We start from the raw sequence: 25,651 nt of genomic DNA, 5'->3' as shown, positions 1-25,651 counted from the left end.
AGGACGGCACACCCGGCCCGGCCCGCGCGGGCCGGGTGTGTCACTCGCGTGACCACTCGGTCTCCGCTTGGGGTTCGCCGTCGATGCCGGTCCCTTCCCACAGTCGGACCCTGACTGCCCGGGGGCCCGGCGCGGGTCGGGAGAGGGTGCGAACGAACACGTCCCGGAGGTGGTTGGCCGCCCGCTGCGGCGGACCGTCGTACTCCAGCGGATTCGGCATCGTCGTGTCGTCCTGCCGGGACCAGCGGCCGTCATCGTTCTGGGTCTCCAGAATCCACCGGTAGCGCCGCATCGTGACCTCCTGTGCCAACGCTCCTGCCCTGACTCGACCGTACGAGGCGGGCGGGTGGAGGGCGACCGGGGAGGTCGGCGGCTTCAATGCCACGACGGAACGAAGAGCGGAGGAGGTGGCCGATTTCGAGGCAGGCGGCATCCGGGAGTGGCGCGGCCACGACGTGTGTCGACGCCGACGAGCACAAGACCGGCAAGCTGGAGTCCGACTACGTGGGCATCGCGACCGTTCAGCCGGCTGAACACCATGCCGGGTCCGGGCCGGACCGGGAGTAGCCTGGACATCACCGAAGGCACCTCGCATGCCGGCACGGACACTGGCGTCGTCTCCGGCGAACGGCGATCCCGGACTTGGCACCGGTCAGGTTCGGAGACAGGTCCTTGATCATGACTGAGATCGACGGCGCGACGCTTGCCACTGCCGAACTCGCCCCGCGGTTCTCCCTGACACCGGACGGCCCGCGAGCCGGACGGCTGGACGGGGCCTGGTGGCCCCGATCGCACGACCTTCCGTTCGAACTCCCCGCCCTGGCCGCCGAACTGAACAAGCGGTGGGGCCGGGTCGCCGGAATCACCGTGAACCCGGCTCAGTGGTTGACCGTCCCCCGGCGGATCCCGATCGCGGGCCGCACCGTCCATGTGAGCCACACCGTCCACGCGGGCGGGTTCACCGCCGTGCAGGACCAGCACACGATCTCGGTCCGCTCGCACCTTGCCCGCCGACTGACCCTGCTGGTCGTCCCGCCACGGACGGGAGCCGTCGAGGCCGCCCGGCTGATGGCCGAGGCCGCCGATCCCGCGAACACCGGGACCGCGAGCGAACTGCTCGCCGAGGAGCCCTCCGCGAGGGTGTCCGACCGGCGAGGAATCATCTGGCCGGTACGCGACCCCTCCGTCTCGGCCTGGGGCTCCGCCCGGTGGGGCGGGCCCTTGTCACCCGGGTGTTCCGGCCTGTGCCCTCGGCCGACCACCGATGGCGCCGACCACCGATGACGCCGCCTCCCGATCCTCCTGCGCTCCCGGCGGATCGCCGTCAGTACTCGGAGCCGCTTCGCAGGTAGGTACCCGCGACCTGGAGCCACGCCCCGGGGCTGAAACACGCCTCGATCCGGTGCGGGGTGTCCTCGAAGACCCGCAGGACGCGCAGCGCGCCGCTCGGGTGCAGGTCGTACTCGAAGATCACGCCGTCCGCGCCGTCCTCGTACTGCAGGTCCAGCGGCCCCTTCGACGGCTCCGCCGGCGCCCGGGCTTCCGGCGAGAGTTTCACGTAGACGGACATCCTGTCGCCCCTGCCTCTCCTGTCCTTCCGAGGGGCCCAGCCTGCGATGCCGGTCCTCTCAGGTCGCTTCGATCGGTGGCTCGGAGCCGATGCCGGTCGAGACGAGGATCTGCCGCGCCGAGGCGGTGCCACCGGCCTCGACCGCACGTGCCATCGCGGCCAGGGCTGCCTCCTGAGCCGCCTGCGGGGGAACGACGAGCAGGCTGAAGTGATCGCGGTCACCCCGCGTGACGATCACCGTGTCATCGCCGACCGGGTACCGGTCGATGTGCACCGGCCGGCCGTCGATGACCAGGCTGGGCGGCACCTCATCCCAGGCGTCCGCGTCCAGCCCGACGCTCACCACGGGGCCCAGGTGTTCGGTCAACGCCCTGACCAGACCGGGCAACTCGGCGCCGACATCCCGTGAACGCGGCCACCAGGCGCCGTCCAGCGCGCCCTCGCGCGACCGTGTGGTCGCCAGGCGCAGCAGGACCGTCCCCGGCTTCGCGGCCTGCCGCAGCCGCTCCGGAAGAAGGCCGTGGTGCGAGGTACCGGATTCATCCGACATGGCACGCCACCCATCCGCGGACGGACGTCCCGTCCGCTACCGCAGAGGCGGTCCTCCGTCGCTGCCGGTCGAGCCGTTCCGACATTCCCACGGTACTCCGCCCCCTCAGCCCCGGGCCGGTCCGTCCGCCGCGGCCCGTACACCGCGACGGGGAAGGTCCGCACCCAGGAGTGACGCGAACGAGACGTCATCCCCACCGCGCGGGAGAGGCCTGATGCGACCAGTTCTGGTTGCGTTCACCCCCCGTCCACTGCCGTTCAGAGCCCAGCCGACGGATCACTCCACCTGGCGGGCGGAGGCGGGGATAGGGCAGACGCCGCGCGGGGTGGCCGGGTGGCGAAGACCATTGACGATCCTGGACTCGGGCATTCCGGAACCGGAATTCGAGAGCATACTTGTGGTATGCGGGATGAACAGGGGCCCCGGACGAGGTGGACGTTCCTGACGCATCACGCACGTGTACTGGTGGCGATCTCGCGTGACGCGGAAGTCCGCCTGCGGGACCTGGCGGCGACGTGCGGAGTGACGGAGAGGGCCGTACAGGCGATCGTCACCGACCTGGAGGACGCCGGCTTCCTCGTTCGTACACGGCACGGGCGCCGCAACCACTACCACGTCGTCGAGGGCACGTACTTCCGCCATCCCGCCGAGGCCCACCAGGAGATCGCAGGCCTGCTGGCCCTGTTCGGCGGCCCCGATCCCCGCCCCGGCTCCGGCCACCAGCAGAGGCTTCCTACCGGTGATCATCATGGTGAGCATCCGTGAGACCGCGCCCGACCGCCTCCAGCACCTCACACCGCAGCTGCGAGCCACCACCACGGTGGTTGACGGACAGGCGGTGATCGTCCGCCTCGACGGCGAGGTGGACCTGGAGGACCGCCAGCCCTTGCAGCAAGCCCTCGCACGGGTAATGCAGACCCGCCCGCCCCAGCTGATCGTCGATCTGACCGGCCTGGCCTTCTGCCACTCGGTATGCCTCAACGCGCTCCTCACCGCCCGCCGGCGCGCGAAGGCCGCCGGCGTGGAGATGGTGCTCGCCGCACCGCCGCCTCAGACCAGACGGGTACTGGAGATCACCGGCACCGACCAGGTCTTCACGATCTGCTCGAGCGTCCGCACCGCGCTGGCGGACACCTACGCCGCCAGCCGGCAGACAGGATGAGGGGGTGACCGGACACAGCGGCCGCAGGACACCGTCCATGTCTCCGCGCCGTGCGGCAGGCCACCTGTCGCACCGTCGAACGGTCCCCTCGAACAGCGGCCGGACGGCGGACGAGCAGGGCCAAGTGACCCATGCCGCGGTTCGTACCGGGACGAGGAGCATGGAGGCATGGACGAGGCGACGCAGGTACCCGGTGGGCTGGAACGCCGGGAATGCCTGTCCCTGCTCGCGGGCACCGGCTACGGCAGAGTGGTGTTCACCGCGCGGGCCCTGCCCGTCGTCGCCCCGGTGAACTACCTCCTCGACGAGGACGTCGTGGTCGGCGCCGGTGCCGATGCCCGCCTGCAGCGGCTGACGGACGGCGATGTCGTGCTCTTCGAAGCGGAGGGTGCCGACTCCGGCACCGCGTGGAGCGTCAGTGTGACCGGCTACGCCCACCCCGTGACCGATGCCGGGGAGGCCGATCGCCTCATCAGCCGCACCGGGTCCGAGACGCCCTGGGTTCCCGGCCCGGCGGAATCCCTGCTGCGGATCACGACCACGCAGGTGGACGGCCGGACGTTCCCGATCACCGGAGCCGGTCCCGGCCGTGCCCCGCTCCCGTACCCCGGTCCCACGCCCAACGCCTGAACGGGCCCGCGAACGGGCATAAGGACTGTGGCCGGAAAGTCGTGAGACGTGCGGAGGTGCGGCCCGGTGGGAACTCCTGCGAACGGTCCGCCCGGTGACCCGCCCGGCTTCGTGCACATCCCCGACCCCGCCCGTCTGGAGCTCGACCGTGCCGTCCAGGCCGTCGTGACGCGGGCCAATGACGTCCTGCACGCGGAAAGCCGACTGCGTGACCTCCTTCGGGCGGTTCTCGCGGTCACCACGGACATCGCCTCCCCGGGGGTGCTCGACCACCTGGTGAACGCCGCCCGTGAGCTGCTGGGAGCCCGCTTCGCCGCCCTGGCCGTACTCGACGACGAAGGTCGGCTCGTCCAGTTCCGGCACAGCGGCATCGAACCGTCTGCCGCCCGGGAAATCGGTCCGTGGCCCCGGGGCGAAGGTGTCCTCGGCCGACTACGGACGCAGTCCGGTCCGCTACGGATCGACGACATCAACGCGGCCCCCGACACGTACGGCTTCCCGACCGGCCACCCGACCATGCGGAGCTTCCTCGGCGTGCCGATCCGGGCCCGCGGCCGGACGTTCGGAGCCCTCTACCTCGCCGACAAGCAGGGTGCCGGCACCGTGCCGGCACCGTTCACCACGGAGGACGAGGAACTCCTCCAAGCGCTGGCCGGTGCCGCGTCGGCGGCCGTCGACAACGCCCGGCTCTACGAACAAGCCCAGCGCAGGGAAGCGTGGCAGCACGCCACGGCCCTGATCAGCTCCGCCCTCCTGGCCCGTACCGAGCCGGACCAGGTGCTCGCGCTGATCGTCGAGCAGGCGCGGCAGGTCGCGGGCGCCGACATCGCGGCGATCGCCCTTCCCGAGACCCCCGAGCGCCTGGTCATCCGCATTGCCGCCGGCCAGTACGCCGACCGCGTCACCGGCCAGTACCTGCCCACCGCACAGTCCCTGACCGGACTCGTCCTGACCCGCGGCGAACCGCTGATCACCGCCGACCTGGCCACCGACGGACGCTCCCACCAGCCGGACACCGACCTGTCCCCCGCATCCGGCCCGGCCATGTTCGCCCCTCTGACCGCCCGCGGCAGCCGTACCGGGGTCCTTTTCGTCACGCGCCAACCGGGCCGGGCGGGATTCGACCACGACCAGCTCGACATGCTGACCGTCTTCGCCGCTCAGGCCGCTCTCGCCGAGCGGCTCGCCGCCGAACGCGCCGACGCCGAGCTCGTCACACAGGTCCGTGACCACGAACGCATCGCCCAGGACCTGCGCGACCGTGTCATCGAGGGCATCTTCGCCATCAGTCTCACCCTCAACGGCCTGGCCACCACCGCACCGCCCCACCGGCAGCAGCACCTCCTCGACACCGTCGGCCGCCTCGATACGGTCATCCGCGACATCCGTGCCACCGTCTTCGACCTCCGGCACCCCGACCCGGGGCCCGGAGCACCCTGACATGCGGTGCTCGGGGCGGCGCCCGGCCGATCAGGTGGGCGGTCGCCCGTCCGTCGCAGGGGACGCCGACGGGTCAGCGCCACTCGATCGCGAACAGCGTGGCATCGTCGCTCGTGCGCCCGCCCCGCTCCTCCTTGAGGACATGGGAGAGCATGCGCACCATGGTCCGGAGCCCGGTATCCGAGCGCTCGACGCGGTTGACCCAGTCGATGAGCTGGTGCTCGCCGAACTGCTCCCCGCCGGGCGCCCGCTCCTCGACCAGGCCGTCAGTGAAGCACAGCACCCGGTCCCCGTGCCGCAGTCGCCGCTCACTGATCACCGGCTGCTCGCCGCCGAACCCGACCGGCAGGGTGGGGGCGCTCTCCAGTCGCTCGACGACGAGACGGCCGCGGATCAGCAGTGGTGCGGGATGGCCGGCGTTGACCCACTGCAGGTGGCCGGTAACGGTGTCCAGGCGCATCATCTGCGCGGTGACGAAGTGGTCCGGCCCGAACTGCTCGGCGATGGCCCGGTCCATGAACGCGTAGATCTCCGCCAGTCCGATGTCGGCGCGCCGGGCGTGCCGGTACGCACCGATGGCGACGGTCGCCATGGTGGCGGCGTCCAGTCCGTGGCCCATCGCGTCGATGGTCGCCACGTGCAGGAGGTCGTCGTTGAGCGCGTAGTCGAAGCTGTCCCCGGCCACGTGGTAGGCGGGTTCGAGGATGCCCGCCACGGCGACCAGGGGGACCGTCATCGAGAGCGGCGGCAGGAGCGACCACTGGATCTCGGCGGCCACGCTCATCGGCTGGAGGCGCCGGGCCTGGAAGATCCGGTCGGTGAAGGCGTTCTTCGTGACCAGCAGATCGGCGACCAGGGCGCAGAAGACCCGCAGCAGCCGGCGGTCGTCCTCGTCGACGGCGTCCAGGGTCAGGGCCAGCACCCCCACCTGGTCACCGCCGTCCGGCAGGGGCAGGTACATCCGCACGCCGTCCTCCTGCGGTTCCTCGACGGGAACACCGCGCAGGAACGCCTCGCCGGCGGGTGAGGCGTCGATCGGCACCGGCTCTCCGGCCGTCAGCCCCCGCCCGTGCAGGGGTGCCAGGACCAGCTGTCCATAGTCCTGCAGCAGGAGGACCGGGTCGCGACCGCCGAACCGGCGCACCGCGTCGGCGACCAGTGGAGCGATCATCTGGGGCGGCAGTTCCTGGGTCCGGTCCAACAGCGGGCCCCACAGGTGGTGCTCGCCGGTACCGTGCGTCCGACCGGGTTCCGGCGTGGCGGACGGCTGGTCACCGCTCATCCTCGCTCACCGCCGTCTTGCTCCCGCCGTCGGGGCCGGCGCCGCTTCTGCCGAGCCGGGCGCCCCGGATCCGTGAACCGAGGCAGCTCCTTCCATTACGCCCCACTGCCGGGCGATGCGCTCTCCAGCCGGTCGACAGGATGCCGAGGGCGTGCGGAGCACGGCACGGTTCCACCGCGGCACCGGCTTCGTGGCGTCCGGCCCCGGCCGTTCACCGTGCGGAGCCGACGCGGCCGGGCGAATCCGCCGCAGGTCCGGAAGCCCACGGTTCCGCGAGTCCGGGCCGCTCGCCCGTCTTCCTCGGCCCCTGCCGGACCGACGCCCCTTGCCCGCCCCCTGTGGCCCCGCCCCCGCGCGCACTGCCCGGCCCGGCGCGTGAGCCTGGCCCCAACGGGTAGCCGTCCCGGTGCGACGGGACTTCGTCGTCCGGGCGCCATGGGCCCGAACCGATGGGAGGCGACCACCATGTCCACAGCCGTCCATCACCACCGCCACCTGGCTTTCGCCGCAGGCAGCGGAGCCTCCTCGGTGAACGAAGGGCGGGCGTTCACCCGCCGAGCCCTCGCCGATTGGCGCCTGACTTGCTCCACCACCGGCGACGACGCCCAACTGGTCGCATCAGAACTGCTCACCAACGCCGTCCGGCACACGGCAGGTCCCCTCGCCATGGACCTGGACGACGACGGCTCGCGCCTGCGCATCACCGTCACGGATCCGCGGGCCGACATCACCCCACCCGATCCCGGCAGCCACCAGCCTGCCCGGATCGGCGGTCACGGACTGTTCATCGTCGACCGCCTCGCCCTGCACTGGGGTGCCTTCCCCGAAGGCTGCGGCAAGACCGTCTGGGCCGACCTCCTCCTGCGAGGCCGGGCAACCGACCCGGCACCGTGAAACCACGGTCGTCATGACGACGGCAGGACGCATGGACACGACGGTTCAAGCGGAGGGAGTGGCGAGCAGGGTGGCAGCGCAGCCCGCGGTGAGGACGCCGAGGAGGTAACCGTCCGCGTCGACGACGGGCCGGATGGCCAGGTGCTTGATCCGCATCGCTACCGCGGCCGGGCACGGGCCAAACCACACCCCGGCAGCCGAACTCCTGCTCAGATCTCGCCTCATAGCGGAGGCTGCAGGAGCCAGCTGACCAGAGACGTCGTGAGCAGGGATTGTCCGGCCTGGTGAGCGGAGCCAGCTGGTCTCAGTTCTGGTCTCATTCACCCCCGTCCAGCCGGGTTCAGTCGCCGCCCAGCGGTTCGCTCCGCTGCAGGTCAGCACGAGTGTGGACCCCGGCGGACGGCGTTCGGGAGAATTGGAAAGCGTGTTTGGGGCAACCCCTCACGAGTTCGAATCTCGTATCCTCCGCCTTTGCCTAGCAAGGCAGTTGAAGGCCCCGACCGGGTTCCGGTCGGAGCCTTCTTCGTGCCCTGGTCTCAGTTTTGGTCGCAGTTTCGATTTTTTGGGCCTCAGCGGCCCACTCTGCGGCGAGGCCCCGGCGACTGCCGCGAGCCTCGATGCGTGAGGGCGGCGCTCAGTGGTCGCCGAAGAAGATCTCCTTCACCTCGCGCGCCGCGTAGTAGACGAGGACGTAGCCGGCGGCCGGGTCGGCCCACCACCAGCCCAAGGTGGTGTTGAGGACGAGGCCGAGCAGGACTGCGGCGGCCAGCAGGCCGTCGATGAGGGTGACACGCCCCTCGGTCTTGAGGACCGGGTTGTCCAGAGCTGCACCGGTGCGGGCCTTGCCGAAGGCGAGGGCGAACATCACCGCCACGGTGATCGCCGTCCAGACGATCCCGAGTGTGGAGTGGTGCGGGCGGAAGCTGCTGGCGAGCACCCAGGTGGACTGCACCAGGAGGTACACCGCGAGCAGCGCGAAGCCGACCCCGATCAGCCGGAGCGCGCGCTTCTGGCGGTCCTCGCCGCTGCCGGACAGCTCCCAGATGACCACGGTGGACGCGCCGATCTCGATCAGTGAGTCCAGGCCGAAGCCGGCCAGCGCCACCGACCGAGCACCAATCGCCGCGATCGCGAGGATCACGGTGCCGACCACGTTCCAGCCCAGCGTGGCGTACTCCAGGGCGAAGCCCCGACGCAGCAGCGCTGCACGGGGCACCCCCACGGCGCCCAGGGGTGGCCCGTGGCAGATCTGTTTCCGGGCTCCACTGCTCGTCCAGGACGGTCTGGACCGCGTTCCGCAGTCGGGGGTCGAGGGCGAGGCGATCTTCCCCGGCGGCTCGGGGCGGGGCCGGCGCCCGACGGCTCGGGGCGGGGCCGGCGCCCGTCAGCGCGGGCTTGAGCCGCGTGAACGGCCGGTACCGGCCGTTCACGGGAGGCCGGTTGCGCCGGATCTCCCGGCTGACAGTGGAGGGGCTGCGGCCCGGTTCGGCGGCGTCGCCCGAAGGGCGGGGCGATCGGAGCGTTCGAGTGGTGTCGGACCGCCGACGGGACGGGGTTGCGGTGTGTCTGGCGGTCGTCCGCGCTCGCGTGACGCATGAGTGGAACAGGCGCTTCGACGCCTGGTCTCTGTCTCCGAGGTACGGAGTGTTCATGTCGCCGCTGTCCGTGGTCCGTCGCCTGCTCGTCGTTCTGCTGCTTCCCCTGCTCGCCCTCGCCGCCGTCCTCGGCGGTGCCAGGGCATCGTCCGCTGTCGCCGTGCCCACGGGGGTCCGGACCGGGGGAACCGACTGGGACGCCTTGGCCCGCTGCGAGAGCGGCGGGCGCTGGCAGGCCGCCACCGGAAACGGCTACTACGGCGGACTGCAGTTCGACACGGCGACCTGGCGCGCCAACGGCGGCCTCGCCTACGCTCCCCGCCCGGACGGGGCGACCCGCGAACAGCAGATCGCGGTGGCCGAGCACCTCGCCGAGCGCCGCGGCCTGGCTCCCTGGCCGGTCTGCGGAGCCCGGGCCGGCCACAACGGCGACCGCGCCGACAGCCACACCGGCACCCACGCCGGTGGCGGCCACGGCCCCGCGCACCCGCGGCCGCAGGCGCCCGCCCCGCGTACCGAGCGCGCCGTCCCGGAGGACACGCCGCCCGTCATCAGCGACGGGGGCACGGACGCGGGCGAAGCCGGCCCGGAGACCTGGACCGTACGTCCCGGCGACACCCTCGGGGGCATCGCCCAGGAAGTCGGCTCCCCCGACGGCTGGTCGACCCTCTACGCGCTCAACCGCCAGACCATCGGTGACGACCCGGACCTGATCCTGCCCGGCCAGGTCCTCGCGCTGCGCTGACCCGACGCGAACGGTCGACCACGCACTCACGGCCGTCACGGCGGGCAGGGCGTTCAGGGGCCGCGTCCAGGACGGCGCCCCGCGCCCGAAGGACCGGTCACGATTCGAGAAGCCCCCGGCGGGGGTCGCCTCCTAGCGTGGTGGCCATGGCAACCACCACCGCATCCGCTGTCTCCCTCACCTCCGTCACCCTCGAGGTGGCCGACCTCCCGGCCGCCCGGCGCTTCCACGCCGCGTTCGGGGTGGACGGGTACGTCGACCTGCGGGCCTCCGAAGCGCGGTCCAGCGGGTTCCGGGGCTTCACGTTGGCGCTCACGGTGCCCGGGCCGGCCACCGTCGACGGTTTCCTCGGCGACGCCGTGGACGCCGGCGCCGAGGTGCTGAAGCCCGCCGCCAGGTCGCTGTGGGGCTACGGCGGTGTCGTGCTGGCGCCGGACGGGACGGTCTGGAAGGTGGCGACCTCGGCGAAGAAGGACAGCGGCCCGGCCACCCGTGAGATCGACGAGGTCGTCCTGCTGCTGGGCGTGGAGGACGTCAGGGCCAGCAAGCGGTTCTACGTCGACCGGGGCCTGACCGTGGCAAAGAGCTTCGGCGGCAAGTACGCCGAGTTCGCCCCGAACGGGTCCGGCTCCGTCAAGCCGGCGCTGTACAAGCGTCGCGGTCTGGCCAAGGACCTCGGTGTCCCCGCCGAGGGCACGGGCTCGCACCGCGTCGTGCTCGGCAGCGCGTCCGGTCCCTTCACCGACCCGGACGGGTTCGCCTGGGAGGCCGCCGGATAGCCGTTCCCGCGGCATCCGCACCACCCGGCACCGCCCCGGACCGACGCACGGGTTCAGCGACCGGGCGGCGCTGGACGACGGTGACGTGTGGCCGGTGGCCTACGCGGTGAAGGAGTCGGCCCCGGCCGAGGAGGAGCGCGTCGCTGCGCTCGGCCGCAGGGCCGTGGGCTGAGGGGCGGCGCAGGGCCCGGGCCGCTGGGGTGCGGGCCCGGGCCCCCGGTGTCCTCGTACGGGGGGTCAGGAGACGGGGAGCGGGGCCTCGGCGCGGTCGGCGGCGGCGGTGGCGGTGGCGAGGGCGAGCAGGGCGGTGCGGGTGGTGGTGACGGCGGCGCAGTTGTTGGCGGCGTAGGAGAGGGCCATGCGGTGCCGGTCGAGGGAGAAGTCGGCGACGGCGTCGGCGATGAGGAAGGGCTGGACGTCGTGGGAGAAGGCGTCCACGGCGGTCATCAGGACTCCGACGTGGGCGTAGACGCCGCACAGGATGAGCTGGTCGCGGCCGCTGTCGCGGAGCAGTTCGAGCAGGCCGGAGCGGTGCAGGGCGCTGTAGCGCCACTTGGTGAGGACGTGGTCGCGGGGTTGCGGGGCGAGGGCGGAGACGATCCGGCGGTCGCCCGGTTCGGCGCGCATGCCGGGGCCCCAGAAGTCCTTGAGCAGGCCGCGCTGCTCGTCGTCCATGTCGCCCGGCTGGGCGGTGTAGACGACGGGAACGCCGAGGTCGGCGCAACGGGCCCGGAGCAGGCGGCAGTTGTGCAGGAGTTCGGAGGCGGGCGAGCGGTCGGCGGTGAAGGGGCGCAGGAAGTACTCCTGCATGTCGTGGACGAGCAGGACGGCGCGGTCCGGGTCCGGTGTCCAGGGCACCCGGCTCTCCGGCAGGTCGCGTTCGGTGGGCATGGGGTACGGCGGGATGGGGCTGATGCTCAAGGCGGGACCTCGTCAGGGTGTGGTGGCGGCGGACAGCGAGGGCGGGGGCAGGAAGGGAACGGCGGCGGTCAGGGGCGCCAGGCCGCCGCGACGGTGAGCGACTGCTCCGGGTTCAGCCGGGGGTCGCAGAGCGTGGTGTACGGGCCGAGCCGGCCGGCGTCGGCGACGGCCGCGGTGTCGGCGACGCACTCGGCGACCGGGTCGGGCGTCGCCTCCAGGTGGAGGCCTGCGGCGACGCCGCCGCCGCGGCGGACGGCCGTCAGGAACTCGCCGACCTCCTGGACCACGGCGGACAGCGCCCTGGTCTTGCGGCCGTCGGGCGCGCTGACGGTGTTGCCGTGCATCGGGTCGCACAGCCAGCTCACCGGGTGGCCGGCCTCGCGCACGGCCCGGACCAGGTCCGTCAGCCGGTCGGGGGCCCGGCCCGCGCCGAAGCGGGCGATCAGGGTGAGCCGTCCGGGCGCCCGGTCCGGGTCCAGGATCCGGCACAGTTCCAGCAGTTCGGCGGGGGTGCAGCCGGGGCCGACCTTGCAGGCGACCGGGTTGACCACGTCGGCCAGCAGCCGCACGTGGGCGCCGTCCGGTTCGCGGGTGCGCTCGCCGATCCACGGCCAGTGGGTGGAGGTGAGCAGCAGCCGGTCGTCGGAGGAGCGGCGCAGCAGCGGCAGTTCGTAGTCCAGCAGCAGAGCTTCGTGACTGGTCCAGACCACCGGGTCGGGCAGCGGGGACCAGGTCTCCTCGTGCCGGCGCAGCTGGGCCATGGCCCGGGCGGCGGCGCGGTAGCCGGTGACCAGGCGCAGCGGGTCGGGGCGGCGGGCCATCGGCTGGGGGTCGGGCGCGTTGACGATGAGGCCGCGGAACACCGGCAGTTCGACGCCTTCGACGACCTCGGTGGCACGGGACCGGGGCTTGGCGAACTGGCCGGCGATCCGGCCGACCCGGACGACGGGCAGTCCGGTGTTCATCCGCAGCACGCCGGCCAGCGCGTCCAGCAGCCCGGCCTTGCGGGAGATGGCCTCCGGGGTGCAGTCGGCCGGGTCCTCGGCGCAGTCGCCGGCCTGGACGACCAGCAGCCGTCCGGCGGCGGCCTCGGCGAGCAGGGTGCGCAGCTGGCGCACCTCGTCCCAGGCGACCAGGCCGGGCAGGGCGGCCAGGTCGGCCCGCACCTTGTCGACCAGCCAGGCGTCCCCCCAGTCGGGCTGCTGCCCGGCGGGACGGCTCCGGTAGGGGAGGAGCTCCTCCTCGGCCAGGGGGGCGCGGAAGGAGTCGAGTGCGGTGAGGGTGCTGGTGCGGTCGATCACGGTCGCTCCTCGACGGATACGGAAGACGGAACGGCGGCGAGCGGGGCGCCCGCGGCGAGTTGGGCGCCTCCGGAGAGCGGGGCGCCCGCGGCGAGCGGGGTGCCCGTGGAGAAGGGCTCCCGGGCGGCACCCGGCTCCCGCACGGCCGCGGCGACCGCGGCGGCGACGCCCGGGGCCACCCGCGGGTCGAGCACGCTCGGAACCACCCGGTCCGGGGCGAGGTCCTCCGCCGCCAGGGCGACGATGGCGTCGGCGGCGGCCAGCATCATCCGCTCGGTGATCCGGGTCGCCCCGGCGTCCAGGGCGCCGCGGAAGATCCCGGGGCAGGCCAGCAGGTTGCTGATCTGGTTGGGGTGGTCGCTGCGCCCGGTGGCGACCACCGCGGCGTACCGGGCGGCCACGTCCGGCGCGATCTCGGGGGTGGGGTTGGACAGCGCGAACACCACGGCGCCGGGCGCCATGGCGGCGATCAGCTCCTCGGGGACGGTCGCCGAGGAGACGCCGATGAAGACATCGGCTCCCGGCAGTACGTCGGCCAGGCCGCCGCGCAGTCCGCGCGGGTTGGTCAGCTCGGCCAACTGTGCTTTGGCGGTGGAGAGTTCCGGGCGACCGTGGTGGATGACGCCGCGCGAGTCCAGCACGATGACCTCGCCCGCCCCGGCGGCCACCAGCATCCGGGCGCAGGCCGTGCCCGCCGCGCCGGCGCCGGAGACCACCACCCGCATCGACGGCAGCGGCTTGCCGAGCAGGTCGGCCGAGCTGCGCAGCGCGGCCAGCGCCACGATCGCCGTGCCGTGCTGGTCGTTGTGCATCACCGGGCAGTCCAGCGCCGCGTCCAGGGCGCGCTCCAGTTCGAAGCAGCGCGGCGCGGCGACGTCCTCCAGGTTGATCGCGCCGAACGAGGGGCGCAGCCGGACGAGCGTCTCGACGATCTCGTCCACGTCCCGGGTGTTCAGCACCAGCGGTACGGAGTCCAGCCCGCCCAGCGCCTTGAACAGCGCCGCCTTGCCCTCCATGACGGGCAGCGCGGCGGCCGGGCCCACGTCGCCCAGGCCCAGCACCGCGGTGCCGTCGCTGACGACGGCCACCAGCCGGTGCGCCCAGGTGTAGTCGGCGGCCAGCCGGCCGTCCTCGGCGATCGCCCGGCTGACGTGGGCGACCCCGGGGGTGGAGATGGCGGACAGCGCGCGGGCGTCCAGCGGTGTGATGGGGACCTGGGTGCGGAGCTTGCCGCCCCGGTGGGCCCGGAATATCTCGTCCTCGGTGAGCCTTTCGGCACGGTCCTGGTGTGCGACCGACACTGGCGTCCCTTTCTCGGGAGATCTCGGGGGAGCCTCGGGGATCCTCACGGGGCGCAGGGCGCCGGATGTTCCGTTGCCGGGAGGTCCGTCGCGAAGGTGATCGTGTTCGACGCTAGCCGCGGCGCCGACACCGGCGGAACTACTCGACCGAGTGGGTCTGCCCCACCCGCTCGCCGCATTCCTCGATTGACCTGCGAATTCGAGTAGTTGTGGGCCTCCCGGCCGTGCGGAAGTGTCGTTGCCATCCCCCCTTTCCGCTCGCTCCAGCCGTTCCAGGAGGCGCCATGACCGGGCACACCCGGCCGCTGCACGACGAGGCCCCGGGAGGCCTGCTCGGCAGGCTGCTCGCACCGGACGGCGAGCCCGCCGCGTACGCCCTGCTGCACCGGCCGGAGAGCGGTGCCGCCGACCGGGTGGAGGTGGTGCTCGGCGAGGTGGCCGAGCTCGCCTCGCTGGCCGAACTCCCCCTGGAGGACGGGCCGGCAGGGCCCGCAGGCGCCCGGCACGAGCTGCTGGTCGTCGTACCGTTCCGGCAGGTCGCGGAGCGGGGCTTCGCGGCCCCCGACGACGGCGCGCCGCTGCTCGCGCTGCGGGTCACCGACCAGGAGTCGGTCGACCTCGCCGATGCGCTGCGCCTGCTGCCGGACGACCGACTCGCCGTCCGCAACGCCGAGTTCGCCCTCGACGACGAGGCGTACGCGGAACTCGTCCGAACCGTGCTGACCGAGGAGATCGGCCACGGGCGCGGCGCCAACTTCGTCCTGGAGCGGCCGTTCACCGCCGAGATCGACGGCTTCGGGGCGCGGGCGGCACTGTCGGTCTTCCGCCGGCTGCTGGCCCAGGAGCGCGGCACGTACTGGACCTTCCTGGTCCGCGCGGGCGACCGCTACTTCGTCGGCGCCTCGCCGGAGCGGCACGTCAGCGCGATCGACGGGGAGGTGGTGATGAACCCGATCAGCGGGACGTACCGCTACCCGGCCGACGGGCCGTCCGTGCCCGGGCTGCTCGACTTCCTCGCGGACCGCAAGGAGACCGACGAGCTGCTGATGGTGGTCGACGAGGAACTCAAGATGATGGGCCGGATCTGCGAGGGCGGCGGGCGGGTCGTCGGCCCGTACCTCAAGCCGATGGCGCGGCTGGCCCACACCGAGTACCTGATCGAGGGGTCCAGCACCCGGCCGATACCGGACATCCTGCGCGAGACCCTGTTCGCTCCCACCGTGACGGGCAGCCCGCTGGAGTCCGCGTGCGAGCTGATCAGCCGTTACGAGCCGGGCGGACGCGGCTACTACAGCGGCGTACTGGCCCTGGTCGGCCGGGACGCGACGGGCGGGCGGTGGCTGGACTCGGCGATCCTGATCCGCACCGCCCGGATCGACCGGGCCGGCCGGCTGCGGATGGGCGTCGGCGCGACGCTGGTCCGCCACTCCGACCCGCGGGCCGAGGTCGCAGAGACGTACGCCAAGGCGGCGGGAATGCTCGCGGCCGTCCGCGGGACGCCGGGCGCCGCCGGGCCGGCCCCGGCCGCCGTCGACACCTCGGCCTGGGCCGGGGACGCCCGGATCCGGGCCGCGCTGGCCGGGCGCAACGCCCAGCTGGCCCCGTTCTGGCTGAGCCGGCCGGACGTCGCCGTGCACGGGGGCGCCCGGGGCAGGGTGCTGCTGGTCGACGCCGAGGACACCTTCACCGCGATGATCGGCCACCAACTCGCCGCGCTCGGACTGGAGCCGGAGATCCGCCGCTGGGACGACCTGGTACGGGGGGCGGACGGCCGCGTCGAGCTGCACGGGGCCGATCTGGTGGTGGTCGGCCCAGGGCCGGGCGACCCCCGGGAGGTCGGCGACGCCAAGATCGCCACCCTTCGCGCGCTGACCCGCCAACTGCTGGGCGAGCAACGGCCGTTCCTGTCGATCTGCCTCGGCCACCAGGTGCTCGCGGGAGAGCTCGGCCTGCCCCTGGTCCGCAAGCCGCAGCCCAACCAGGGGCGGCAGCAGGTCGTCGACCTGTTCGGCCGGCAGCGCCGGGTCGGCTTCTACAACAGCTTCGCGGCCGTCGCGGACCGCGACGAGTTCGTGCCCCTCACCCTGGCCGGGAGTGTCGCGGTCAGCCGGGATGCCGCGAGCGGCGAGGTGCACGGCCTGCGCGGACCGCACTTCCACTCGCTGCAGTTCCACCCCGAGTCCGTGCTGAGCACGGACGGCTTCGACGTCCTGCGGGAGTCCGTGACCGGACTGCTCGGCGTCCCGGCCGTCGTTGCCGTCCCGACCTCCGCGATCCCGACCGCCGCCGTCCCGGCCGTCGTCGCGCGCACCGCCTGAGCACCCCGCTCGTACCCACCCCTCCGGAGAGGACCCGCCATGCCGAAACTGATCGTGAGCAACCAGCGGACCGACGAGATGATCGGCGACCTCGGCTCGCTGACCCCCGAGTACCGGCGCTACGTGGCCGGCCAGGCCCAGCGGATGGTCTGGCTCGCCGAAGCGGGCGACGTCCTGGTCCTGCCGGTCCAGCTGGACGAGCAGTTCCTGTCCTACGTCGCCGCCCTGAAGGGCATCGACCGCGGATCCTGGGCCGTCGTGGTGCCGCCCGTCGGCAGCCTGGGCGAGGACGTGCTCTCCCGGGACCGGCTGGAGGATCCGGAGTTCGTCACCCGGCTGAAGGCCGCCGTACGGGACCACGAGGTCCGCACCATCCTGCCGTTCCACTTCGACCGGGTCAGCGTCCGGCTCGCCCGCACCCTCGGGCTCGACCGGCACACCCCGGGCTTCCCGTTCGCCGCCCAGAGCGGCACCGCGCTGCTCAACAGCAAGGCCGCCTTCCGCGCGCTGGCCGTCGGCCACGGCATCCCGGTGCCGTTCGGCACGGTCACCGACGACCGGCAGGAGGCGGAGGAGTTCCTCTGGGAGGCGATCGGCGCCGGGCAGCCCGTGATCGTCAAGCAGGACTTCCACGTCGGCGGCATCGGGAACGAGATCATCAGCCCCGTGCCCGGGATCCGACCGATCGGGGCGACCGGCACCGAGCTGATCACCGACCGCGCCGCGCTCGCCGCCCACCTGGACCGGCGCTGGGCGCACTACGCCGGCCCGCACCGGGGCCGGGTGGTCCTGGAGCACTACACGCCCGAATCGCCCGCCATCTACTCCGAGCTGCTCGTCACCGACGAGGGCGTACGGCTCGTCGGCCACGGCGAGATGCGGATGAAGCCGGTGATCAACGGGCTGATCGTGCCCGCGCCCTCGGTCCGGCTGCCCGCCTTCGCCGGCTTCCTCGACGACTCCCGGCAGCTGTCCGAGACGCTCCACCGGATGGGCTACCGCGGCAGCCTCAGCGTCGACGCGATCGTCACCCCGGACGACACCATCCTCGTCAACGAGATCAACGGCCGGGTCGTCGGCTCGGCGCACATCCACCGGATCGGCGAGGAGCTGGTGGGCGGCGACTACACCCGCGAGCGCGTCCTGATCGAGAAGCGCCGGGTCGCCTTCCCCGACTTCCGGACGACCCTGGACAAACTCACCGCCACCTCGCTGGCCTTCGACCCGGCCCGGCGCACCGGCGTCGTGGTGACCGTCCACGACAACGGCCGCACCGGCGGCTTCGGCGGCTGCTGCCTGATCGCGGAGGACGACGCCGCCGCGCGGGTACTGGAGGAGGAAGTGGACGCCCTGTTCGGGACCGCGGGTGAGTGACCAGGGACGTCCATGCGGGACGGGAAACCGGGAACGGGGAACGGGGAACAACCGGGACCGGGGAACAACCAGGACCGGGGATCAACCGGGAACCGGCCCGGAACGAGAACGCCAGTGAGTGAAGGAGAACGCCGGTGAGCGAGGGCGAGCGGCGCGCCGCCGACCACGGGAGCGCGCTGAAACAGCAGGACCGGGGCGAGCCCCCGGCCATGGGATACCGGGAACTGCTGGGCCGCCCCGGGATCCGCCCCTGGCTGCTGGTCACCCTGGCGGCGAAGCTGCCGGTCGCCATGGCGCCGCTCGCCCTGGTGTTCCTGGTGCGCGAGACCTCCGGCGGGTACACCCTGGGCGCCGTGCTCGGCGGGGCGTACGTGGTCGGCGAGGTCGTCGGCGCGCCGCTGCTCGGCGCCCGGCTGCACGGCGCCCGGCTGCGGCGCGAGCTCTCCCTCGGGCTGCTGGGCGGCGCGGGCGCCTTCGCCGGGCTCGCCTTCTGCCACTCGGCGCCGCCCGCGCTCGCCGTGGTGCTGGCCTTCCTCGCCGGGGCCGCCCCCTCCGCGCACGCCGGCGGGCTGCGGGCGCTGCTGGTCGCCGCCGTACCGGAGCACGGGGTGGCCCGGGCGCTGAGCGTGGAGACCACGCTCAGCCAGGCCATCTGGGCCGTCGCCCCGGCCGCGGTGGCGTTCCTGGCCCTCGGCGCGGCACCCGGCGCGCCGCTCGGCCTCGCCGCCTGTTGCGCCGCGCTGGCCGCGGCCGGGGTCCGGATGCTGCCCGCCGCCGACACCGACGGGGAGCAGGCCGGCCGGGGCGCGGCCGAACCGCCCTCGCGCGGGCGGGCGTTGGCGGCCGGCTGGCCGGTCTACCTGACCAGCGCCGCCGCGATGGCGCTGCTGGCCACCGCCGAACTGGTGCTGCCCGCGCTGCTGGAGTCCCGTGGGCTGCCGGTCAGCTGGTCCGGCCCGCTGCTGACGGTGTTCTCGGTCGCCAGCGTGGTCGGCGGCCTGCTGTACGGCGCCCGGCGTTGGCCCGGCGGGCCGCGGGCGCAGAGCCTGGTGCTGCTGGTCGCGATGGCGGCGTTCGTCGCCCTGATCGCGGTGCTGCCCGGGCTGGTGGGCATCGCCGTCGGGCTGGTCCTGGCCGGCGCGTTCAAGTCCGGGGTGATGGTCACCCGCAACCTGTCGCTGCGGGAGCGGGTGCCCGCCGGGATGCTCGCGGCCGGATACTCCCTCATGTACGCGGTGCAGGGGGTCGGTTACAGCCTCACCGCCTCGCTCACCGCCGTCATCCTCGCCAACGCGGAGCCGGGCACGGCGGTGCTGTGTGGCGCGGCACTGACCCTGCTGCTCACCCTCGTCAGCGCCTCGGCCGAATACCGGTCGCACGGCGCGCAGTTGGAGGCACCCACGGACCGACTGTAGGGCGTGCACGCACGTTCGCTCCCCGTGTCGTTTAACGTCGTGTTCACACCAAAGACGGATCAAGGACCGTAGAATCGCTTGTGTGTCCGTGGCCCCACAGCGCCGCGGACGACATGGTGAACCAGCGCGAGACGATCGATCCGCGGCCACCACACGCGCCGCGGACACGGGGAGAGCGGTGTGAACCCAGTGTCCTTGTCCTTGCCGTCGGCCGCGCCCACCGGCGCGGCCGATCCGCTCGTCGGCATCACCGAGAAGCGCGCGGACTCGACCCTCCTGAGTTCCGCCCGCCTGCTCGCCACCCAGGGCAGCGCCGACCAGATCGCCGCGCTGCTGCGCGCTCTCGTGACCGACCCGCTGGGGCTGCTGCGGGCGCTGGCCTCGGTCGGCTCCGTCGACCGCGCCGTGGAACTCCTCGGCACCGCCCTGACCCTCGGCCTGCCCGCGGAACTCAACGCCCGCCTGCGCTGCCTGCTCGTCGAACTCCGCCTCGCCGGTGGCGAGGTCAGGCTCGCCCTCGCCACCGCGGAGGAGATCCTCGGCCGCGGCACCGCCGGCACGCCGGAACTGCCGGCCACGGTGCGCAGCGCCGTACTGGCCGGCCGCGCCTTCGGCCGGCACTTCCAGGACCCCGACCGCGGCCGCCGGCACGCCGAGTCCGTGCTGCGCGGCCACGACGACCGGACCGCCCCGGACGCGGAGGTGCTGGCCGCCACGGCCGTCCTCTCCGACCTGGTGCTGTCCGACGGACGCCTCACCGAAGGGCTCCGGCTGGCCCGGGCCGCCGTGGACGGCGCCCAGGCCATGCCGTCACCGGTCTGGCGCGCCTACCTGCACCTGGTGCTGGCCGACCGGCTCCTCGACGTCGGGGCGTACGGCGAGGCCGAGTCCACCGTCCGGGCCGCCGTCGCCGACCTGACCGGGCTGGGCGGCGGCGGGATGGACTCGATCGTCGCCCTCCACCGGGCCCGGCTGCTCAGCCACCGGGGCCGGCTCGCCGAGGCCCGCGACGAGGCCCAGCAGGCGCTGGCCGCCGCGATGTGCCGGGGCACCCTGCTGTACGTGCCGCCGCTGCTGGCCACGCTCGGCCAACTCGCCCTGCGGTTCGGCGACCACGACGGCGCCGAGGCCTTCGTCCGCCGCTACCGGCAGACCCTCGCCGACGGCGCCGGCCGCATGCCCTCCCCGGTCTACGACTGGGTCGAGCTGCAGGTCACCGCGGCCCGGCACGGCGCGCACGCCGCGCTGGCACAGATGGAGCAGCAGTACCCCGACCCGGGCCCGCGGGCCGCGCTCTTCACCCGCCAGCCGGGGGCCGCCGCCTGGTTCGTCCGCACCGCCCACGAAGCCGGGGACCCGCACTGGGCCGCGGTCGCCGCCCACGAGGCCGAACGGCTCGCCGAGGAGAACCCCGGCATCCCGACCCTCGCGGCCTCCGCCGTCCACGCCGTCAGCCTGCTGCACGGCGACCCGGACGGCCTGGTCCGCGCGGCCACCGAGCACGGCCACCACTGGGCCCGGACCGCCGCGGCCGAGGACCTGGCGGCCATGCTCGACACCCGCTCCCACCGGCGCACCGCCGGGGCAGTCGCCGAGGCCCCGGCCCCGCCCCGGCTGCCCGCCCCAGCGGTCGCCCCCGCGCCGGCCCCCTCGGTCGCACCGCCCGCACCGCCCGTACCGCCCGCGCCCGACCCGGCGGCCCGCGCGGCCGAGGAGAACGCCGACGCCCTGAGCGACGTCGAACGCACCGTCGCCCACCTGGTCAGCCAGGGACTCACCAACCAGCAGGTCGCCTCCCGCATCCAACGCTCCCCCCACACCGTCAACTACCACCTGCGGAACATCTTCCGGAAGGTCGGCCTGAGCTCCCGCGTCGAACTCGCCCGCCACGCCCACCTCTGGACCACCGACCGCCCGGACATCACCGACTTCGGCATCTTCTGACGAGAACTCATGTCGCTCATTCCGCCCGGATCACGCCGCGGCGGCCGACCCGCCGTCGCCGCCCGGGTCGAGGACGGCACCGCGGCACTGATTCGCGAGTACGCCGTCCTGCTGCCGAGGTAGCGGGACGACGAACCCGGCGGCCCGGGCCGCGGGTGTTGCGGCGGCGGCCCGGGTGCCTCAGGCCCGGTCGGTGGGCCGGTCGAGGAGGAGTTGGACGCCGTCGAGGATGCGGGCGAGGCCGAAGTCCAGGGGGTCGACCGGGTCGGGGGCGAAGGCGCCGGCGGCGATGGCGCGGGTGAGGGTGGGAAAGCGGTCGGCGTGTCGGTCCAGTAGCTCGCCGGTGAGGCTGTTCCACTCCTGGCTGTGCTGCTCGTCGAAGTCGGCGTCCTGCTGGGCGACGGTGCGCACCAGGCCCGCGACCAGGACGAAGACCCGGTGCTGCTCGGCCGCGGTGAGCCCGCTGGGTTCCAGGGCTGCGAGGGCGGCGTCGAGCCAGCCGAGCTGGTTGGGGCCCATGAGCTGGCGGCGCATGGCGGTGACGGCCAGCAGCCAGGGGTGGGCGCGGTGGACCTCCGCGGAGCGGCGGGCCCAGGCGGTGACGCGCTCCCGCCAGTCGGTACCGGCCGTCGACGGGTCGGGGACGTCCGCGAGCACGGATTCGACCATCAGCTCGACGAGTTCGGCCTTGCCGGGCACGTAGCGGTAGAGCGCCATCGCGGAGACGCCGAACCCGACGGCGACCTTGTTCATGGAGACGGCGTCCAGCCCCTCGGCGTCGGCGATCTCGACCGCGGCGGCCGCGATGCGCTGGGGGGTGAGGCTGGGCTTGGGCCCCCGGGTCGGCTGGTCCTGCTCGCCCCACAGCAGTGCGATGCCCGCGCGCAGGTCGCGCGCCTTCTCCTTGGCCATCCCGGCCTCCCTCTCGACGGTCCTCGGCTGTTCCCGGGCGCCGCCCGTTGACAGCGCCTCGAACTGTATATACCTTAAACACATCTGCTGACGCAATAAACAGTTTGGGGGATACACCATGCTCGCCACCATCGCCACCGTCTCAGCCGCCGCCCTCGCCGCTCCCGTCGCCGGCCTGCTGGGCTACCGGCAGCTCAAGCGCGCCGCGTTCGCCGGGAAGCTGCGGATCACCGCCCCGGCGGGCATCGAGGAGTCCGGCTTCGTCCGGATCGGCGGCATCGACCAGTGGGTCTCCATCCGCGGCGAGGACCGCCGCAACCCGGTCGTCCTGGAGATCCTCGGCGGCCCCGGCGCCTCCAACCTGGTCTTCCTCCCCCGCACCCGCGCCTGGGAGAAGCACTTCACCATCGTCCGCTGGGACATGCGCGGCGCCGGATTCACCTTCGCCGCGGGCGGCCCGCAGGGGCAGGGTGAGCTCACCCACCAGCAGCTGTACCGCGACGCCCTGGAAGTCACCGAGCACCTGCGGGCCCGGCTCGGCGTCGACCGGCTGCTGCTGGTCGCCAACTCCTTCGGCACCGTCCTCGGCCTGCGGCTGGCCCGCAACCACCCGGAGCTGTACTCCGGCTACGTCGGCACCGACCAGAACATCATCGACGGCGGCCGGGAGCGCACCGCCTACGACGCCCTGCTCGCCCGGCTGCGCGCCGCCGGCCGGAAGAAGGAGAAGGAGCTGGCCGCCGCCGTGGCGATGGGCGCCGACCGCTCGAAGTGGACCACCAGGGACGTCGCCGAGTACAACAAGCTGGTCCTCACCAGCGACCCGCTCTCCTACGACACCATGAAGACCGTGGTGATGCGCTCGCTCTGGTTCTCACCCCTGCACACCCTGCGCGGCCTGCGGTCCTACCTCAAGGCCATGGAGTTCTCCGAGCGGCTCCAGCTGGAGGCCGCCGCCCTCGACGAGCGGGCGGAGGGGACGGACTTCCGGATCCCGTTCTTCGTCTTCCAGGGCGACAGCGACGTCCTGACCCCGCCCGCGCCGGCCAGGCGGTTCTTCGACGACGTCACCGCTCCGGTCAAGGAGTTCGCGCTGATCCGCGACGCCAGCCACTTCGCGAGCTTCCGCCACCCCGACCGGTTCCTCGACCTGATGCTCACCCACGTCCGCCCGGCCGTCACCGCCCAGCCGGCCGCCCGCTGACCTCCGCGGTCACCCGTATCTCGTGGACGGCGTTGCGGTCCCCGGTGAGCGGCTGGACCCGCCCGGCCGAGTCGGTGGCCCGGCAGCGGATGCGGTGCGGGCCGGGGGCGAGGTCGTGCCGGAGCCGGAAGCGCTGCCAGCCGAAGCCGGGGCCCCGCCGGTCCAGCTCGGCGGGCTGCCAGTCGGCGTCGTCCACGGCGACCTCGACGGCCGTCACCTCGGTGGAACTCCAGGCGTAGCCCGCCAGTTCGCAGTCCCCGGCCGGGACGGACCGCCCGTCCCCCGGGGTGAGCAGCTTGCTGCTGACGTCCTTCTCCCGGACCGGCCGCGACTCGCTCTCCCCCGGCAGGACGCGGGTGTACAGGCGGGTGGTGAAGAGGTGCTCGGGCCGCTCGGCGGCCAGCACGATCCTGGTCAGCCACTTGACCGAGTTGGTGCCGAACATCCGTGGCGCCACCGCCCGCACCGGGTGGCCGTGGTCGGGGCGCAGCGGTTCGCCGTTCATGGTGTGGGCGAGGACGACCTCGGCGCGCGCCTCCTCCAGGGGCAGGTCCTTGAGGTAGCTCACGTCGCTCTCCCCCGCGAAGTCGCCGCGGTCGGCGCCCTCCAGCCAGACGTGCCGGGCCTCCGGACGCGGACCCGCCAGCGCCAGCACCTCGGCGAGCGGCACACCGGCCCACTCCAGGTTGGTGACGGCACGGGTCGGCACGGTGGGGTGCCGCGGATTGCCGAAGCACTCGTGGACGGCGGTGAAGCCGGTCTGCGGCAGGCCTCGGAGATCCCGGAAGTCCAGTCGCAGCGGCCGCTCCACCAGGCCCTCGACGGTGAGCGTCCAGCCGGCGGGGTCGAACTGCGGGTGCCGGCCGAGGTGGCTGCGGACGAAGACCTCGTCGACCGGCGTACGGAAGACGTCCGGCGTCTCCGGGTCCGTCCTGAACATGCGTCACACCCCCGTGCGAAGACCACTGCTGCCGTGATCGACGGTACAAGGAGCGACTGACAACGGGCCGCCCGGCCGCCGCTCGGGCCCGGACTCCCCGGCCGCCGCTCAGGCCCGGGCCTCGCGCGCCCGCGCCAGGAGTTCGGCCACCGCCGCCGCCTTGTGCGCCGAGTAGGCGAGCAGTCGGCCGGTGGCCCCGGCGGCCTCCCGCTTGGCCCGGGCGTAGCGGGCGGCCTCCTCGGGGTGGGCCCGCAGGTGGTCGCGGAACAGCAGGTTGTCGGCCCACAGCGGCCCGCCGAGTTCCACCACGTGGACGTTGGCGGGCTGGTCGTCGCGCCGCCGCAGGTAGTGCCGCCCGGGGACGCCCGCCTCGCCCAGGTACTCGAAGCCGAGGCCGCGGACGTGGCCGACCACCGCGTCGGTCTCCCCGGGCGCGCAGCCGATCTGGACGTCGAGCACCGGCTTGGCGGCCAGGCCGGGCACCGAGGTGGACCCGATGTGCTCGGCCCCGGCCGCCACTCCGAGCCCCCACAGCCCGTCGGCGAGCCGGTCCGCCAGCGCCGGGCCGAGGGCGGCCCAGGCCGGGTCGTACGGCGCGAGGTGAATCGGTTCGTCGAGGTCGGGGGCGCTGTCCGGCATTCCGGGAGGGAACCGCCCGTGGACGTCCGATTCGTTCAAGACCGCCCGCCCGTGCCCCGCCTACCGTGGCGGGCATGGACCGCACACCCGCACCGCAGTTCGCCTTCGTCGGCCTCGCCGTCGCCGACATGGCCGCCTCGGTCGCCTTCTACCGGCGGCTGGGGCTCGTCTTCCCCGAGGGCTCCGAGCAGGAGCCGCACGTCGAGACCGAGCTGCCCGGCGGGCTGCTCCTGGTCCTCGACACCGAGGCGACCATCCGCTCCTTCCACCCCGACCGGCAGCCGCCGACCGGCGGTGCCCGGGCGGCGCTGGCCTTCCGCTGCCAGAGCCCGGCGCACGTGGACGCGGTGTACCGGGAACTGACGGACGCCGGGTACCACGGGGAGCTGAAGCCGTGGGACGCCTTCTGGGGCCAGCGGTACGCCTCGCTGCTCGATCCGGACGGCAACGGCGTCGACCTGCTCGCGCCGCTGTAGAGCCTCGCGTCACAGCAGCGCCGTCAGCCGCGTCCCGGCCAACTCCCGTACGTCACGGGCCAAGTGCGCATGGTCCGCGTAGCCGGTCCGGGCCGCCGTCTCGGCGAGCGGGACGCCGGAACGGGCCAGCCCCAGGGCGCGCTGCAGCCGCAGGATCCGGGCGAGGGTCTTGGGGCCGTAGCCGAATGCGGCCAGCGAGCGGCGGTGCAGCTGCCGGGCCCCGAGCCCGACCGCCTCGGCCGTCGCCGCGACGCCGCGC

General features: G+C 73.5%; 25 protein-coding genes and 1 pseudogene. 14 read left to right on the top strand and 12 right to left on the bottom strand.

Features of this window, described 5'->3' with window-relative positions:
• Positions 1–678 precede the first annotated feature (678 nt).
• Positions 679–1,284, top strand: coding sequence for a DUF5994 family protein (locus HS99_RS32590; RefSeq protein WP_050366696.1), 606 nt, complete (start codon positions 679–681; stop codon positions 1,282–1,284).
• 40 nt (positions 1,285–1,324) lie between these two features.
• Here HS99_RS32590 and HS99_RS32585 read toward each other — a convergent pair whose 3' ends face one another.
• Positions 1,325–1,570: a hypothetical protein gene (locus tag HS99_RS32585; protein WP_030278569.1), complete on the bottom strand. Its 246-nt coding sequence runs from the start codon at positions 1,568–1,570 to the stop codon at positions 1,325–1,327.
• Positions 1,571–1,628: 58 nt separating this feature from the next.
• Positions 1,629–2,120 (bottom strand): DUF5994 family protein, encoded by a 492-nt coding sequence (locus tag HS99_RS32580; protein WP_030551943.1) that lies wholly within the window; start codon positions 2,118–2,120, stop codon positions 1,629–1,631.
• Positions 2,121–2,522: 402 nt separating this feature from the next.
• Here HS99_RS32580 and HS99_RS32575 point away from each other — a divergent pair, with 402 nt between their 5' ends.
• The 4 genes from HS99_RS32575 (at position 2,523) to HS99_RS32560 (ending at position 5,352) form a co-directional block, all read left to right on the top strand.
• Positions 2,523–2,885, top strand: coding sequence for a helix-turn-helix transcriptional regulator (locus tag HS99_RS32575; RefSeq protein WP_046386108.1), 363 nt, complete (start codon positions 2,523–2,525; stop codon positions 2,883–2,885).
• Positions 2,869–3,282, top strand: coding sequence for an STAS domain-containing protein (locus tag HS99_RS32570; RefSeq protein WP_050366695.1), 414 nt, complete (start codon positions 2,869–2,871; stop codon positions 3,280–3,282). The genes HS99_RS32575 and HS99_RS32570 overlap by 17 nt, the downstream gene beginning before the upstream one ends.
• A 168-nt stretch (positions 3,283–3,450) precedes the next feature.
• Positions 3,451–3,912, top strand: a complete 462-nt coding sequence (locus HS99_RS32565; RefSeq protein ID WP_046386109.1) for a pyridoxamine 5'-phosphate oxidase family protein — start codon at positions 3,451–3,453, stop codon at positions 3,910–3,912.
• Between the two features lie 66 nt (positions 3,913–3,978).
• Positions 3,979–5,352: a GAF domain-containing protein gene (locus HS99_RS32560; protein ID WP_050366694.1), complete on the top strand. Its 1,374-nt coding sequence runs from the start codon at positions 3,979–3,981 to the stop codon at positions 5,350–5,352.
• Positions 5,353–5,425: 73 nt separating this feature from the next.
• Here the strand turns inward: HS99_RS32560 and HS99_RS32555 are convergent, their stop codons facing one another.
• Positions 5,426–6,634, bottom strand: coding sequence for a PP2C family protein-serine/threonine phosphatase (locus HS99_RS32555; protein ID WP_030551953.1), 1,209 nt, complete (start codon positions 6,632–6,634; stop codon positions 5,426–5,428).
• Positions 6,635–7,099: 465 nt separating this feature from the next.
• Here HS99_RS32555 and HS99_RS32550 point away from each other — a divergent pair, with 465 nt between their 5' ends.
• On the top strand, positions 7,100–7,528 hold the full coding sequence (locus HS99_RS32550) for an ATP-binding protein (protein ID WP_046385453.1): 429 nt from the start codon (positions 7,100–7,102) through the stop codon (positions 7,526–7,528).
• A 634-nt stretch (positions 7,529–8,162) separates the two neighbouring features.
• Here HS99_RS32550 and HS99_RS32545 read toward each other — a convergent pair.
• Both HS99_RS32545 and HS99_RS48730 read right to left on the bottom strand, forming a co-directional pair.
• Positions 8,163–8,744: a cation efflux transmembrane domain-containing protein gene (locus HS99_RS32545; protein WP_232543050.1), complete on the bottom strand. Its 582-nt coding sequence runs from the start codon at positions 8,742–8,744 to the stop codon at positions 8,163–8,165.
• 139 nt (positions 8,745–8,883) lie between these two features.
• A pseudogene (locus HS99_RS48730) lies at positions 8,884–9,021 on the bottom strand (IS30 family transposase); the annotation flags it as partial.
• 157 nt (positions 9,022–9,178) lie between these two features.
• On the opposite strand from HS99_RS48730, the gene HS99_RS47975 reads away from it, so the two are divergent.
• Together HS99_RS47975 and HS99_RS32535 are read left to right on the top strand one after the other, a co-directional pair.
• Entirely contained in the window at positions 9,179–9,868 is a 690-nt protein-coding gene (locus tag HS99_RS47975; protein WP_030278551.1) for a transglycosylase family protein, read from the top strand.
• 146 nt (positions 9,869–10,014) lie between these two features.
• Positions 10,015–10,647, top strand: a complete 633-nt coding sequence (locus HS99_RS32535; RefSeq protein ID WP_030551959.1) for a VOC family protein — start codon at positions 10,015–10,017, stop codon at positions 10,645–10,647.
• 237 nt (positions 10,648–10,884) lie between these two features.
• Here the strand turns inward: HS99_RS32535 and HS99_RS32530 are convergent, their stop codons facing one another.
• The 3 genes from HS99_RS32530 to HS99_RS32520 all read right to left on the bottom strand — a co-directional run bounded on the left by HS99_RS32530 (position 10,885) and on the right by HS99_RS32520 (position 14,170).
• Positions 10,885–11,568, bottom strand: a complete 684-nt coding sequence (locus HS99_RS32530) for an isochorismatase family protein (protein ID WP_272868928.1) — start codon at positions 11,566–11,568, stop codon at positions 10,885–10,887.
• Positions 11,569–11,636: 68 nt separating this feature from the next.
• Positions 11,637–12,869 carry a 3-deoxy-7-phosphoheptulonate synthase gene (locus HS99_RS32525; RefSeq protein ID WP_370863327.1) on the bottom strand — a complete coding sequence of 411 codons (1,233 nt, stop codon included), beginning with the start codon at positions 12,867–12,869 and terminating at the stop codon, positions 11,637–11,639.
• Positions 12,866–14,170, bottom strand: a complete 1,305-nt coding sequence (locus HS99_RS32520; protein ID WP_094742894.1) for an NAD(P)-dependent malic enzyme — start codon at positions 14,168–14,170, stop codon at positions 12,866–12,868. The genes HS99_RS32525 and HS99_RS32520 overlap by 4 nt, the downstream gene beginning before the upstream one ends.
• Positions 14,171–14,454: 284 nt before the next feature.
• On the opposite strand from HS99_RS32520, the gene HS99_RS32515 reads away from it, so the two are divergent.
• From HS99_RS32515 to HS99_RS32500, 4 genes are all read left to right on the top strand, one after another.
• Positions 14,455–16,488, top strand: coding sequence for an anthranilate synthase family protein (locus tag HS99_RS32515; protein ID WP_046385451.1), 2,034 nt, complete (start codon positions 14,455–14,457; stop codon positions 16,486–16,488).
• 39 nt (positions 16,489–16,527) lie between these two features.
• Positions 16,528–17,862 (top strand): preATP grasp domain-containing protein, encoded by a 1,335-nt coding sequence (locus tag HS99_RS32510; protein ID WP_030597621.1) that lies wholly within the window; start codon positions 16,528–16,530, stop codon positions 17,860–17,862.
• Positions 17,863–17,996: 134 nt separating this feature from the next.
• Entirely contained in the window at positions 17,997–19,277 is a 1,281-nt protein-coding gene (locus tag HS99_RS32505) for an MFS transporter (RefSeq protein ID WP_223886031.1), read from the top strand.
• A gap of 195 nt (positions 19,278–19,472) precedes the next feature.
• Entirely contained in the window at positions 19,473–21,221 is a 1,749-nt protein-coding gene (locus tag HS99_RS32500; RefSeq protein WP_141763861.1) for a helix-turn-helix transcriptional regulator, read from the top strand.
• A 180-nt stretch (positions 21,222–21,401) separates the two neighbouring features.
• Here HS99_RS32500 and HS99_RS32495 read toward each other — a convergent pair whose 3' ends face one another.
• Positions 21,402–22,253 (bottom strand): TetR/AcrR family transcriptional regulator, encoded by an 852-nt coding sequence (locus HS99_RS32495; RefSeq protein WP_232543051.1) that lies wholly within the window; start codon positions 22,251–22,253, stop codon positions 21,402–21,404.
• On the opposite strand from HS99_RS32495, the gene HS99_RS32490 reads away from it, so the two are divergent.
• On the top strand, positions 22,252–23,337 hold the full coding sequence (locus HS99_RS32490; protein WP_030551976.1) for an alpha/beta fold hydrolase: 1,086 nt from the start codon (positions 22,252–22,254) through the stop codon (positions 23,335–23,337). The genes HS99_RS32495 and HS99_RS32490 overlap by 2 nt on opposite strands.
• Here the strand turns inward: HS99_RS32490 and HS99_RS32485 are convergent.
• Complete coding sequence (locus tag HS99_RS32485; RefSeq protein ID WP_046385696.1) at positions 23,312–24,277, bottom strand: molybdopterin-dependent oxidoreductase; 966 nt, start codon at positions 24,275–24,277, stop codon at positions 23,312–23,314. The two genes, HS99_RS32490 and HS99_RS32485, sit on opposite strands and share 26 nt — an antisense overlap.
• A 108-nt stretch (positions 24,278–24,385) precedes the next feature.
• Positions 24,386–24,916 carry a GrpB family protein gene (locus HS99_RS32480; protein WP_030551979.1) on the bottom strand — a complete coding sequence of 177 codons (531 nt, stop codon included), beginning with the start codon at positions 24,914–24,916 and terminating at the stop codon, positions 24,386–24,388.
• Between the two features lie 74 nt (positions 24,917–24,990).
• Here HS99_RS32480 and HS99_RS32475 point away from each other — a divergent pair, with 74 nt between their 5' ends.
• Positions 24,991–25,392, top strand: coding sequence for a VOC family protein (locus HS99_RS32475; protein WP_030278530.1), 402 nt, complete (start codon positions 24,991–24,993; stop codon positions 25,390–25,392).
• Positions 25,393–25,401: 9 nt separating this feature from the next.
• Here the strand turns inward: HS99_RS32475 and HS99_RS32470 are convergent.
• The coding region (locus tag HS99_RS32470; protein WP_141763860.1) for a helix-turn-helix domain-containing protein at positions 25,402–25,651 on the bottom strand (250 nt) is incomplete at its 5' end.

This window comes from Kitasatospora aureofaciens, from assembly GCF_001188955.3.
Classification (GTDB): Bacteria; Actinomycetota; Actinomycetes; order Streptomycetales; family Streptomycetaceae; genus Kitasatospora; species Kitasatospora aureofaciens.
The sequence above is the reverse complement of the archived record's forward strand: the minus strand, read 5'-3'. Positions and strand labels throughout refer to the sequence as shown.